This is a genomic window from Trichocoleus sp. AS-A1 (assembly GCF_039962015.1).
GTDB lineage: Bacteria > Cyanobacteriota > Cyanobacteriia > Cyanobacteriales > FACHB-T130 > FACHB-T130.
Genome location: NZ_JAMPKG010000021.1, coordinates 1 through 13,041, shown reverse-complemented (window position 1 = coordinate 13,041; position 13,041 = coordinate 1). Strand labels below are relative to the sequence as shown.

At 47.3% G+C, this 13,041-nt stretch carries 12 protein-coding genes; 11 read left to right on the top strand and 1 reads right to left on the bottom strand.

The genetic code is table 11. The features are described 5' to 3' along the window. Positions 1-309: 309 nt before the first annotated feature. Positions 310-642, bottom strand: a complete 333-nt coding sequence (locus NC994_RS16815; RefSeq protein ID WP_190435401.1) for a hypothetical protein — start codon at positions 640-642, stop codon at positions 310-312. A gap of 342 nt (positions 643-984) precedes the next feature. Between NC994_RS16815 and NC994_RS16810 the strand changes: the two genes are divergently transcribed. From NC994_RS16810 to NC994_RS16760, 11 genes are all read left to right on the top strand, one after another. After that, positions 985-2,457 (top strand): tetratricopeptide repeat protein, encoded by a 1,473-nt coding sequence (locus tag NC994_RS16810; protein WP_347276552.1) that lies wholly within the window; start codon positions 985-987, stop codon positions 2,455-2,457. Beyond that, the gene (locus NC994_RS16805; protein ID WP_347276553.1) at positions 2,454-3,479 is read left to right on the top strand and encodes a CHAT domain-containing protein; all 1,026 of its coding nucleotides are present in this window, start codon (positions 2,454-2,456) and stop codon (positions 3,477-3,479) included. Before NC994_RS16810 ends, NC994_RS16805 begins: the two co-directional genes overlap by 4 nt. A 149-nt stretch (positions 3,480-3,628) precedes the next feature. Further along, complete coding sequence (locus tag NC994_RS16800; protein WP_190435398.1) at positions 3,629-6,199, top strand: tetratricopeptide repeat protein; 2,571 nt, start codon at positions 3,629-3,631, stop codon at positions 6,197-6,199. Between the two features lie 288 nt (positions 6,200-6,487). Then, entirely contained in the window at positions 6,488-6,931 is a 444-nt protein-coding gene (locus tag NC994_RS16795; protein WP_190411201.1) for an ATP synthase subunit I, read from the top strand. A 53-nt stretch (positions 6,932-6,984) separates the two neighbouring features. Next, entirely contained in the window at positions 6,985-7,746 is a 762-nt protein-coding gene (gene atpB / locus NC994_RS16790) for a F0F1 ATP synthase subunit A (RefSeq protein ID WP_190411202.1), read from the top strand. Between the two features lie 217 nt (positions 7,747-7,963). Further along, the gene (gene atpE / locus NC994_RS16785; RefSeq protein WP_015112744.1) at positions 7,964-8,209 is read left to right on the top strand and encodes an ATP synthase F0 subunit C; all 246 of its coding nucleotides are present in this window, start codon (positions 7,964-7,966) and stop codon (positions 8,207-8,209) included. 175 nt (positions 8,210-8,384) lie between these two features. Then, on the top strand, positions 8,385-8,819 hold the full coding sequence (locus tag NC994_RS16780; protein ID WP_190411203.1) for a F0F1 ATP synthase subunit B': 435 nt from the start codon (positions 8,385-8,387) through the stop codon (positions 8,817-8,819). Between the two features lie 97 nt (positions 8,820-8,916). Then, the gene (locus tag NC994_RS16775) at positions 8,917-9,486 is read left to right on the top strand and encodes a F0F1 ATP synthase subunit B (protein ID WP_190411204.1); all 570 of its coding nucleotides are present in this window, start codon (positions 8,917-8,919) and stop codon (positions 9,484-9,486) included. After that, positions 9,486-10,043 (top strand): ATP synthase F1 subunit delta, encoded by a 558-nt coding sequence (gene atpH / locus NC994_RS16770; RefSeq protein ID WP_190411205.1) that lies wholly within the window; start codon positions 9,486-9,488, stop codon positions 10,041-10,043. Before NC994_RS16775 ends, atpH begins: the two co-directional genes overlap by 1 nt. Before the next feature lie 219 nt (positions 10,044-10,262). After that, positions 10,263-11,780: a F0F1 ATP synthase subunit alpha gene (gene atpA / locus NC994_RS16765; protein WP_190426132.1), complete on the top strand. Its 1,518-nt coding sequence runs from the start codon at positions 10,263-10,265 to the stop codon at positions 11,778-11,780. A gap of 112 nt (positions 11,781-11,892) precedes the next feature. Beyond that, positions 11,893-12,843, top strand: a complete 951-nt coding sequence (locus NC994_RS16760; RefSeq protein WP_190411207.1) for a F0F1 ATP synthase subunit gamma — start codon at positions 11,893-11,895, stop codon at positions 12,841-12,843. Positions 12,844-13,041 lie beyond the last annotated feature (198 nt).

Sequence of the window (13,041 nt, the reverse complement as noted above, 5' to 3'; positions counted from 1 at the left end):
TATTTTTTCAGCATCAAAGAATATTTTGATATCGTCAAGAACAAGTTTTGCTGGCATTGCTAATGGAGATGATTACCTCTAAAACAATAGGAAACATAGAAGTTGTAAATAATTTGGAAAGACGAAATTCGCGGCTGCTTAGAAAAGTCGTGAATCTAAACCTCTGTGCAACAAACAATTCCCCTAACTTCCTTGATTAAGAGAAAGTTAGGGGAATCAGTTGTGTAAAAAATGCAATTATAAAAATATAAGCCCTCAACCCTTACCTAGAGTAAATAAAAGATGAGGGCGTTATTATAACTTGCATGACTACCTTAGTGAACCTGGTTGGTAGGGCTGGTTCGTGGGTCTTGCATCTCTTTGTAACTGGCTTTCCGACTGATTAGGATTGTTGTTTTCTGGTTCTGTTAAGTTGCGATTGGTTGCCGGTGTCGCATTCTGAGTTGATTCCCGAACCTCGCTATCATCGTTAGAGGTTTCCCGATTTCCAGTCGGGTTGCGGGGTTCAATAACGTCGTCCCCTGTATATGGGGGGAGACCATTGAAAAAGTCTTGTAACGGTGTGTTTTGAGCTACGGCTGGCGAACTGATGAGGGCAGTTAATCCCAGGATGCCAATCAGCCACTGGGTTTTAAATTTCATTTGACCAATACTTCCTTAACTACGTGTCGTCTCCTAGTATTCAAGTTAAGCAAGTTTGCTTTTTGTAACCTCTAGCTGCCGACGTATCACCTGAGATTAAAACTCAGCCAGATAAAACTAGCAAACGAAGTGATCGCTACTATACCCAGATCGCCACTGTACCCATTTAATGATTCTTCTGGCGTCACAAACCGATGGCGAGGTGATCGCTCCTTGACACTTCTGTTTCTGGAGTGTTCTGTGCGGTTCGTTTTTTAGGAGTCCAAGAGAAGTGCTATAGACGCGCCTTTTCCGTGTGGGCTAAGACAGTAGATGCCGCTGCACACTTCTCGAAAAACCGCTATGCGCTCTCAAATCGGACTCCGCGCCTTCATCACCTTCCTGGCTACTATTCTGAGTGTCGATTTGGGATTTCCAACGGTAGATTGGCAATTCATCCAAAATCTAAAATCTTCTAGCGCTATCCAAAATTCTCAGGCGTTGGCTCAAACCCCCGCTGAGCGAGAAGCCGAAGCCGATCGGTTGCTAGAGCAAGGGATTGAGCAGCAAAAGAAGGGTCAATTTAGAGCTTCCTTACAGTCTGGACAAGAAGCATTGAAGATTTACCGAGAAATCGCCGATAAGAAGGGAGAGGGGGCGGTTCTTAACAATTTGGGAGAAGCTTATCGATCGTTGGGTGACTATACACGAGCGATTGAGTTCTATCAACAAAGTTTAGCTGTGGATCGTTCCCTCGGCAATCGCAAGGGAGAGTCATACGTTCTAAATAATTTGGGCATTGTTCATCATCATTTGGGCGATTATGCCAAAGCAATTGATTACTTTGAGCAACGTTTAACGATCGCGCGAGAAATTCGCGATCGCTCTGGAGAACAAGGCGCTCTGGGAAATATAGGGATTGTCTTCTATTCTTTAGGAAATTATGTCAAAGCGATTGATTTCCATCAACAGAGTTTAGCGATCGCGCGAGAACTTGGCGATCGCTCTGGGGAAGGTGCATCTCTGAATAATTTGGGCATCGCTTACGATTCTCTAGGCGACTATTCACGAGCTATTAATTACTATCAACAGCGTTTACCGCTGGCGCGAGAGTTAGGTGAGCGTCACGCAGAGGGGCAAGTTCTGGGGAATCTAGGCGTTGCTTACATGGATTTGAGGGATTATCCCAAAGCAATTGAGTATCTGCAACAGCGAATCGCGATCGCGCGGGAAATTGGCGATCGCTTAGGGGAAGCAACAGCACTAGGAAATTTAGGCAATGCTTACACTTCCTTGGGCGACTATGCCAAGGCAATTGATTATCAGCAGCAGCGGATCGCGATCGCGCAGCAAATTGGCGACATCGAAGGCGAAGGAACGGCGCTAAACAATTTGGGAGTGGCGCTTCGCCGATCGGGCAAGCTTGCAGAAGCCGAAAAAACCCTAGGCGCAGGAATTCAAATTTGGGAATCGCTTCGGCAAAAATTGGGGAATAACGATACTTACAAAGTGTCAGTTTTTGAACAGCAAGCCAAAACTTACCGTCTGCTGCAACAAGTCCTCATCGCCCAAAATAAGATAAATGAAGCGTTGGAAATTGCCGAACGGGGTCGAGCGCGGGCATTTGTGGAGTTATTGATGACGCGCGTTGCTTCACCCAATGCTCTAACAACCATTACTCCACCCAACATTCAGAAAATTCAACAAATCGCCAAAGAACAAAATGCCACACTGGTTGAGTATTCAATTATCGTCGATAGTTTAGAAAAAAAAATCGAGAACAAATCGAAGAATCAGAACTCTATATTTGGGTCGTCAAGCCCACAGGTGAAGTGAGTTTTCGCTCCTCTAACCTTAAACCTCTGTGGCAGCAACAGAATACAGACCTGGCAAAGCTTGTTGTCAATAGTCGAGAATCAATTGGTGTCAGAGGTCGCGGGTTGAGTGTTGTTAGCAAAGTAGATGAAACAAGCCAAGCCAAACAATTACAACAACTTCATCAGCTACTAATTCAACCAATTACCGATCTGTTGCCAAAAGAGGCAAATGCCCGTGTCGTTTTTATTCCTCAAACATCTTTATTTTTGGTTCCCTTTGCCGCTCTGCAAGACAGTTTTGGCAAATACTTAATTGAACAACACACCATCCTGACTGCACCCTCGATTCAGGTACTGGATTTAACTCGGCAGCAAAAACAACGTGTAGAGACGCGAAATTTAGCCTCTCGACAAAACCCGAATGTGCTAGTCGTTGGCAATCCCAATATGCCCAGTGTTTCTCTTAAGCGGGGAGAATCACCTCAAAAATTGTCAAGCCTCCCAGGTGCGGAACGCGAAGCTTTAGCTATCGCTACTCTACTTAATACCAAAGCTCTCATTGGCAACTCTGCCAATGAATCTGCGGTTGTCCAGCAAATGTCTAAAGCAAAAATGATTCATCTAGCAACTCACGGGTTGTTGGATGATTTTCAAGGGTTGGGTGTACCGGGTGCGATCGCCCTGGCTCCTTCGGGTAAAGATGATGGGTTACTTACTGCCAGCGAAATCCTGAATCTCAAGCTCAATGCCGAGTTAGTTGTCTTGAGTGCTTGCGACACTGGGCAAGGTATACTCACCGGTCATGGTGTGATTGGACTGTCTCACTCTTTAATTACTGCCGGTGTTCCCAGTGTTATCGTCACTTTGTGGGCAATCCCGGATAATTCTTCTGCCTTGTTGATGAGTGAATTTTATCGAAATTTGCAACAAAACCCGAATAAAGCGCAAGCTTTGCGAAGCGCGATGCTGACGACGATGAAACAATATCCCGCCCAACCCAGCGCTTGGGCTGCATACACGTTGATTGGGGAAGCTGAATAACCCGAAAACAATCAGATAGCGTCTGTTGCTGCTGCGATCGCATTCTTGATTCTGATGACGATACTCTCGCATCAACCGATAACTAGACGCGCCTAATTGCCGTAGGTTAAAACAGCGATCGCATCCTTGCACCTTCCTCCAGAATAACTGTGCGTCTCCAAATCAGACTCCTCAGCGCGATCGCTCTTTTGACATCTGCTGCAACGCCGTTCCCGCCTAATTTTCCAGCGCTATTTCCCACAACACAGGCGTTAGCGCAAACCCCAGATGCTCGGAAAGCCGAAGCAGACCAACTACTTGTGCAAGGTATTCAGCAGGCTCAGACCAGTCAATTTGAGGCGGCATTACAGTCTTGGCAACAAGCACTCAGTCTCTATCGGGAAATTAAAAACCGTTTGGGGGAGGGACAATCCCTAGGCAATTTGGGAAATGCTTACCGTTACCTAGGAGATTACGCCAAAGCGATTGATTACCACCAGCAGAGTTTAGCGATCATGCGGGAAATCAAAGACCGTTTGGGGGAGGGGAAATCCCTAGGCAATTTGGGAAATGCTTACGATTCTTTGGGAGATTACGCTAAGGCGATTGAGTACCACCAGCAGTATTTAGCCATCACGCGAGAAATTAAAGACCGTTTGGGGGAGGGAGGTGCGCTGGGCAATCTGGGAGTTACCTACAAAAATCTAGGAGATTACGCCAAGGCGATTGATTACTACCAGCAGAGTTTGGCAATTAAGCGGGAAATCAAAGACCGTTTGGGGGAGGGGGCATCCTTAGCCAATTTGGGAAATGCTTACTTTTATCTGGGAGATTACGCCAAAGCGATTGATTACCAGCAGCAGCATTTAGCCATCGCACGGGAAATTAAAAACCGTTTGGGGGAGGGGGCATCTCTAGGCAGTCTAGGAAATGCTTACTCTTCCCTAGGAGATTACGCCAAAGCGATTGACTATTACCAGCAGCATTTAGCTATTGCGCGGGAAATTAAACACCGTTTGGGGGAGGGAAGTGCGCTGGGTAATTTGGGACTGGCTTACAATTCTTTAGGAGAATACGCCAAGGCAATTGATTACCACCAGCAGCATTTAGCCATCGCACGAGAAATCAAAGACCGCCAAGGCGAGGGGCAATCCCTAGACAATCTGGGAATTGCCTACCAAAACCTAGGAGAATACGCCAAGGCGATTGATTACCACCAGCAGCGTTTAGCCATTGCACGGGAAATTAAAGATCGTTTGGGTGAGGGGCAATCTCTAGCCAATCTGGGACTGGCTTTTCAGGAATCTGGCAATCTCTCTCAAGCCGAAAAAACCCTCCGCGCTGGAATTGAGGTATACAAATCTCTACGGGAACGATTGGGTGGCAATGATGCCTACAAAGTGTCAATTTTTGAGCAGCAAGCTCGCACCTATCGTCTGCTGCAACAAGTCCTGATTGCCCAAAATCAACCCACAGAGGCTCTAGAAGTTGCGGAAAGCGGTCGTGCCAGGGCATTTGTGGAACTACTGGCGACACGCTTCTCATCCCCTTCCTCTACTCAGGCGAATATCTCTACCAATCCACCCAACACCCAGCAAATTCAACAAATCGCCAAACAACAAAATGCCACCCTGGTTGAATATTCGATTATTTATGACGACTTCAAGATTCAAGGTAAAAAAGAAGCTCGCGAATCAGAACTCTATATTTGGGTAATCCCACCCTCAGGCAAAGTAGCTTTTCGTCGTGTTGACCTTAAACCCCTGTGGCAGCAGCAAAATACAAGCCTTGAAAAACTTGTTATCAACAGCCGCGAATCGATGGGTGTCAGAGGTCGCGGCTTGAGCATCATCACTAGATTGGATGAAACTAGCCAAACTAATCGATTACAGCAACTCCATCAACTACTAATTAAACCCATTGCCGACTTCCTGCCTGCTGACCTCAATGCCCGCGTTATCTTTATTCCTCAAGAATCCCTGTTCTTGGTTCCCTTTGCTGCCCTCCAAGATACCAGCAATAAATACCTCATCGAACAACACACTATCCTCACGGCTCCCTCAATTCAGGTACTGGCATTAACCCGTCAGCAACGACAACGGCTTCCAGTATCAGTTAAGGATGTCCTAGTGGTTGGCAATCCCACGATGCCCAGCCTTGCCCCCAAAATTGGGGAAAAGCCTCAACCGCTTTCGCCCCTACCAGGTGCCGAGAAAGAAGCGATGGAGATTGCTCGTCTCCTAAACACAGAAGCCCTCACTGGGAAACAAGCCACTGAAGCCGCAGTTGTTCAGAAGCTACCCATAGCCAAGATGATTCATCTGGCGACTCACGGCTTGCTGGATGATTTTCAGCGTAGCGGAGTACCGGGAGCGATAGCGCTGGCTCCTTCTGGTCAAGAGGACGGGTTGCTCACCGCCAGCGAAATCCTCAATCTCAAGCTCAATGCCGAGTTAGTTGTCTTGAGTGCTTGCGACACTGGGCGAGGTAAACTAACCGGCGATGGCGTGATTGGATTGTCTCGCTCTTTAATTACTGCGGGTGTCCCCAGTGTCATCGTCACTTTGTGGGCGATACCCGATAATCCTTCTGCCTTGTTGATGACCGAATTTTATCAAAATCTGCAACAAAACTCCGATAAAGCGCAAGCTTTGCGAAATGCCATGCTGACGACGATGAAACAATATCCCAACCAACCTAACGCTTGGGCTGCATACACGTTGATTGGGGAAGCTGAGTAAAAAGCTAGGGAAAATCGCCGCAAGCTGCTACAACAAGGGGCGGGGCGATACTCACGCTGATGCCTAAAATGCTTTTTAAATAAGAACCCATGAGCATGAATGCGAAAAATGCTTCTTGGATGAGAACTCATGAGCATGAATGCGATCGCTACCAGAGAGAACCTTTTAATTTGCTGACATCGACTTAATTCTTTTTTAAGTAATGTTACCTCTGCATGGTATATTCAAAATGTTTGGTTCTGACCTGTAGTAGTCAGACCAAATAGCACAAGCTGAAACACATCAGTTGTGAACTTGTCAAACGAATCTCAAACAACCACGCCGACCACCGAGGAGTTACCACAAACTGGTTCGCCTGTATCAGAACCAGATGGCTCCATGCAAGAGTACTACCAACTTCAACAAGAGTTGTTGCTGACTACACTTGCTTTGAGCGGGATTATTTTTATCTCCGTCTGGATTTTTTACTCTCTCAACATTGCCCTGAATTACTTGATAGGGGCGTGCACATGTGTGGTTTACTTGAGGATGTTGGCTAAAGACGTTGAGCGACTTGGCGCAGAGAAACAGCGTCTGAGTAAGACTCGGTTTGCTCTGTTTATTGGGTTGATTATAATCGCAACCCAAGTGAATAAGCTACAGATTCTGCCCGTTTTTTTGGGATTTCTGACTTATAAAGCCTCCCTCATCGTCTATATGCTTCGGACTTTGTTTCCCCCGGACGCTCGATAGGTTGGACAGTGTTAGAATTCTCCACTCTTTAATCCCTGGAGAACCCTCATTGAATGGAAATGCTAAGTATTCTTTCCGCCTTTAATTCATTCCCTCTCGCCAAACTAGAAGTTGGTCATCACCTTTATTGGCAAGTGGGAAATCTTAAGATTCACGGGCAAGTTTTTCTAACTTCCTGGGTTGTTATTGGTATTCTTCTGCTTGCCTCGTTAGCTGCAACTCGGAATATTCAGAGAATTCCTAAAGGTATCCAAAACTTCATGGAATATGCTCTAGAATTCATTCGAGATCTGGCTAGAAACCAGCTTGGCGAGAAAGAATACCGTCCGTGGGTGCCATTTATTGGCACGCTGTTTCTGTTTATCTTTGTCTCAAACTGGTCTGGCGCATTAGTTCCCTGGAAGCTAATTCACCTTCCAGAAGGAGAACTAGCAGCTCCCACTAATGACATCAATACCACAGTGGCACTGGCATTGCTAACTTCTTTAGCGTATTTTTACGCAGGTTTTAGCAAGCGGGGTTTAGGGTACTTTAAAAAGTATATTGAGCCGACACCGATCCTATTACCCATTGCCATTTTAGAAGATTTCACAAAGCCCCTTTCCCTCAGCTTCCGTTTATTTGGCAACATTCTGGCGGATGAACTGGTAGTAGCAGTATTAGTGCTACTGGTTCCCCTGTTTATTCCTCTGCCAGTTATGGCGTTGGGGCTATTTACCAGTGCCATTCAAGCTTTAGTGTTTGCCACCTTAGCAGCTGCATACATTCATGAAGCGATGGAGGGGCATGGTGATGAAGGGCATGAGGAGCATTAACCTTTTTTAGGGTAGGAAGAAGGATATAAGATGAATAAAATCATCCCTCCTTTTCCATATCGCATTCGGGATGCCCTCAGTTGATAGAATTTGAGATTTGAGATTTAAGATTAAAAATCTTGACTCAAAACTCAACACTTGTAAGGGCACGGCAGTGCCGTGTCTCTACTCGAAACTCTCTGTTGTTTGTTCTGTACTTCAAGGTAAGGAAATAATCATGGATCCATTGGTTTCTGCTGCTTCAGTTCTGGCTGCTGCTCTCGCAATTGGTTTAGCTGCAATTGGCCCTGGTATCGGTCAAGGAAATGCTGCTGGTCAAGCAGTCGAAGGTATTGCTCGTCAGCCAGAAGCAGAAGGTAAAATTCGCGGCACATTGCTGTTAACCCTGGCTTTCATGGAATCCCTTACCATTTATGGTCTGGTGATTGCCCTAGTGCTGTTGTTTGCTAACCCCTTCGCTTAACATTTTTTGTTCTTAGTAGAGACGTGGTAAAGCACGTCTCTACTAAAACAAAGTTTTTAGTTTCCAGTCCTGTTGATGTAAGTTGAACCCCTTGCCTAGAGGGTATAGAGAATATGACAAGTGAGATAATTTTGCTTGCCATTAAAACTGCTGTTCAAGCATAAAGAGGGAAGAAATGTTTGATTTCGACGCTACCTTGCCCTTGATGGCAGTGCAGTTTCTGCTATTGGCAGCGGTATTAAATGTGGTTTTCTATAAGCCACTGACTAAAGTGCTAGACGAGCGCGACGATTACATCAGATCGAATGAGATGGGTGCGCGGGAACGCTTGGCAAAAGCTGAGCAGTTAGCAAAGCAATATGAGCAACAGCTAGCGGATACCCGCAGGCAGTCTCAAGCGCTGATTGCAAATGCTCAAGCCGATGCCCAGAAAATAGGCGCTCAACAAGTAGCTGAGGCACAGCAAGAAGCTGTTGCAAAACGAGAACAGGCGTCTATAGAGATTGGGCAGCAAAAGCAAGAAGCTTTGCAATCTCTAGAAACCCAGGTGGACGAACTGAGTCGCCAAATTCTGGAAAAAATATTGGGACAGCAGCTGGTCAATAGATAGAGAGCTTGAAGGAAAAGCTGTCATTAGTCATTAGTCATTAGTCATTAGACCAAAGCCAATGACTGATGACGAATGACCAACTTCATACTTCAATGGGATGGGTATCATGGGGACTTTTTTCTTATTAGCCGAGGTGGCTCACTCAGCTGGCGCTGAATTAGCAGAGGCAGAGGGGCATCATGGTTTCGGTTTAAATCCGGACATTTTTGAAGCCAATCTAATTAACCTGGCAATTCTTATTGGTGTACTGTTTTACTTTGGACGTAACTTATTAGGAAATATCCTAAGCGAGCGTCGTGCAAGGATTGAAACGGCGATTAGAGAAGCAGAGCAACGCCAGAAAGAGGCAGCAGCTGCACTCTCTGATGCCCAGCAGAAATTAACTCAGGCTCAAGCGGAGGCAGAACGAATCCGCAAAGATGCTGAAGAAAGTGCGAAGGCAGCGAGAGAAGCCATTTTGGCGAAAGCAGCAATGGATGTCGAGCGCTTGCACAGAACAGCTGTTGCCGATTTGAACACTGAAAGGGAGCGAGCGATCGCTGAACTCAGAGCGCAAGTTTCTGCAATGGCGTTGCAGCGCGTTGAATCGCAACTCAAAAGCCAATTGGATGATGCTGCTCAACAACAATTAATTGACAGCAGCATCGCTAGTGTAGGAGGTCGCTGATGAAAGGTAGTATGGTTAGCGGTGAAATCGTAGAGCCGTATGCAGAGGCATTAATGTCCTTGGCTCAGTCGCAGAACCAGACAGAGCGGTTTGGCGAAGATGTACGATCTTTGTTGGGAGTCCTAGAAAGTTCTGAGGATCTACAGCATTTTCTGGGCAATCCAGTTGTAAGCGCTGAAAATAAAAAAGCGGTATTGCAGCAAATTGCTGGCGATGGACTTCACCCCTACATCCTCAACTTTTTGATGTTGCTGGTAGAGAGGCGACGTATCCTCTTTCTAGAGGGAATTTGCAAACAGTTCCAGGCACTTCTGCGGAAGCTGAATCAGACTGTTCTAGCAGAAGTTATCTCAGCGGTAGAACTGTCGGAGTCTCAGCAGCAAGCCATCGGTGAAAAAGTAAAAGCGATTAGCGGTGCCCAGCAAGTAGAACTCGATACCAAACTCGATCCAGATTTAATCGGTGGTGTCATCATCAAAGTGGGGTCTCAGGTATTGGATGCCAGTTTGCGAGGACAACTGCGCCGTATTGGCATACGCCTGAACAGTGCCGCCTAAAGTTGAAAGTTGAGAGTTGGAAAGGTAAGCAGTTTGTCGGTGGAAACTTTTCAGATGTTTGCAAGTTAAGCAAGTGAAATTTGCAAATCTTAACTTCTAATGTTCAACCTACCACCGCCAAAATAGAGAGCTTCAACCTTTAAGCTACCCTTCGAGAAGGGATTCTTCTTAAAACCTTCAACCTTTAACACAAACCCTTTCCTCCTTTAACAAGTAACCATGATCAGCATCAGACCTGACGAAATTAGCAGCATTATTCGGCAGCAAATTGAACAATACGACCGAGACGTTAGTGTTTCTAACGTGGGTACCGTATTGCAAGTAGGTGACGGGATTGCCCGGATTTATGGCCTAGACAAGGTTATGTCCGGGGAACTGGTGGAATTTGAAGACGGTAGCGTTGGCATCGCCCTGAACTTAGAAGAAGACAACGTGGGCGTGGTGCTAATGAGCGATGGTCGCAACATCCAGGAAGGTAGCTCTGTGAGCGCCACCGGCAAGATTGCTCAGGTGCCAGTGGGCGAAGCCTTGATTGGTCGTGTTGTGGATGCTCTCGCTCGTCCGATTGATGGAAAGGGAGACCTTAACACCACAGAAACCCGCCTCATTGAATCAGGCGCACCGGGAATTATTGCTCGGCGCTCGGTTTACGAACCGATGCAAACCGGCATTACCGCTATTGACGCGATGATTCCGATTGGTCGGGGTCAGCGGGAGCTAATCATTGGTGACAGACAAACCGGAAAAACTTCGATCGCGGTTGACACCATCCTCAACCAGAAAGAAGAAGACGTGATTTGCGTCTACGTCGCTATCGGTCAAAAAGCTTCTACCGTCGCCCAAGTGGTGAACGTGCTTCAGGAACGAGGCGCAATGGACTACACCATTGTGGTAGCAGCAAACGCTAACGACCCAGCAACCCTGCAATATCTGGCTCCCTACACGGGCGCTAGCTTGGCAGAATACTTCATGTACAAGGGCAAGGCGACGCTGATCATCTATGATGACCTCTCCAAGCAAGCCCAAGCTTATCGCCAGATGTCCCTGCTGCTGCGTCGTCCGCCCGGACGGGAAGCTTATCCTGGGGATGTGTTCTATCTCCACTCCCGTTTGCTGGAGCGTGCGGCAAAGCTGAGTACAGAACTGGGTGAAGGCAGCATGACCGCGCTGCCAATTATCGAAACCCAAGCTGGGGACGTTTCCGCTTACATTCCCACCAACGTGATTTCGATTACCGATGGTCAGATTTTCTTGACCTCCGACCTATTCAACTCTGGCTTGCGTCCCGCAGTGAACCCTGGTATTTCCGTGTCACGGGTGGGTTCAGCGGCTCAAACCAAGGCGATGAAAAAAGTGGCTGGTAAGCTAAAGCTGGAGTTGGCTCAGTTTGACGACCTGCAAGCTTTTGCTCAGTTTGCCTCGGATTTGGATAAGGCAACCCAAGACCAGTTGGCGCGGGGTCAGCGCTTGCGGGAACTTCTGAAGCAGCCGCAATACTCGCCGCTATCAGTGGCTGAGCAAGTGGCAGTTGTGTATGCAGGTTTGAATGGCTATTTGGATGATATTCCTGTAGAGAAGGTGGCTCCTTTTGCGCGATCGCTGCGGGAGTACCTGAAAACCAGCAAGCCGAAGTACATGGAAATCCTCCGCAAAGAGAAGCAGCTGACGGAAGATGCAGAAGGCATCCTCAAGGAAGCGATCGGTGAAGCGAAGAAGACCTTCATGGCGATGGCGTAACTTGTCCAAAGCGAATAGCTAAGCGCGAATAGCTAATTGTAAAAAGTAGCGCTTCGCAATTAGCTATTCGTAATTAGCCACTCGCAAAGGACAACTGACACCGGACAAAACTATGGCAAATCTAAAATTTATTCGCGATCGCATTCAGTCGGTCAAAAACACCAAAAAAATCACCGAGGCAATGCGCCTAGTTGCCGCCGCCAAAGTGCGCCGCGCCCAACAACAGGTGACTGCCACTCGCCCCTTTGCCGACCGCCTCGCTCAGGTTCTCTACGGTCTGCAAAACCGTCTGCGGTTTGAAGAAGCAAATCTGCCTCTGTTGAGAAACCGGGAGGTTCGGTCTGTAGGAATTTTGGTGATTACAGGCGATCGCGGTCTCTGCGGTGCCTACAACACCAACGTCATCCGTCGCGCTGAAAACCGCGCCAAGGAACTACAAGCCGAAGGTCGGGACTATAAATTTGTGCTGGTAGGGCGCAAAGCTATCCAATACTTCCAGCGTCGCGACCAGCCGATTGACGCTACTTATACTGGCTTAGAGCAAATTCCTACAGCAGCAGAAGCATCCAGAATCGCTGACGAACTGCTTTCCTTGTTCTTGTCAGAGAATGTAGACCGGATTGAATTGGTCTACACCAAGTTTGTCTCCTTGATCAGCTCTCGCCCAGTGGTGCAAACCTTGCTGCCGCTGACAACCCAAGGACTAGAAGCAAGAGATGATGAAATCTTCCGCCTCACAACTCGCGGTGGTGGTTTTGAGGTAACACGGGAGAAAGTCTCTACCCAAGTTCGAGAGTTCCCACGGGACATGATCTTCGAGCAAGATCCAGTACAGATTCTCGATGCCCTCCTGCCGCTGTATCTGAATAACCAGTTACTGCGGGCTTTGCAAGAATCGGCAGCGAGCGAACTAGCAGCACGGATGACGGCGATGAACAACGCCAGCGACAACGCTAAGGAGCTGATTGGTTCTCTTACTCTGAAGTACAACAAAGCGCGTCAGGCGGCAATCACCCAGGAAATTCTGGAAGTTGTCGGCGGTGCCGAAGCGTTACAAGGCTAGATTTAGCTTTTCAATTTAATTTACACAGAGCGTCTGAGATTACTCAGACGCTTTTTTGTTGTATGCACTCGCATCATCGAACGGATATAGCGGTTCTCAGTTGGATGGCATACAGTAAGGGAGTAGCCCAGCCTGCCAGACAATCGCCGATCATGAAAGCCTACTCGCTTGACCTACGCCAAAAAGTGATTGATGCCT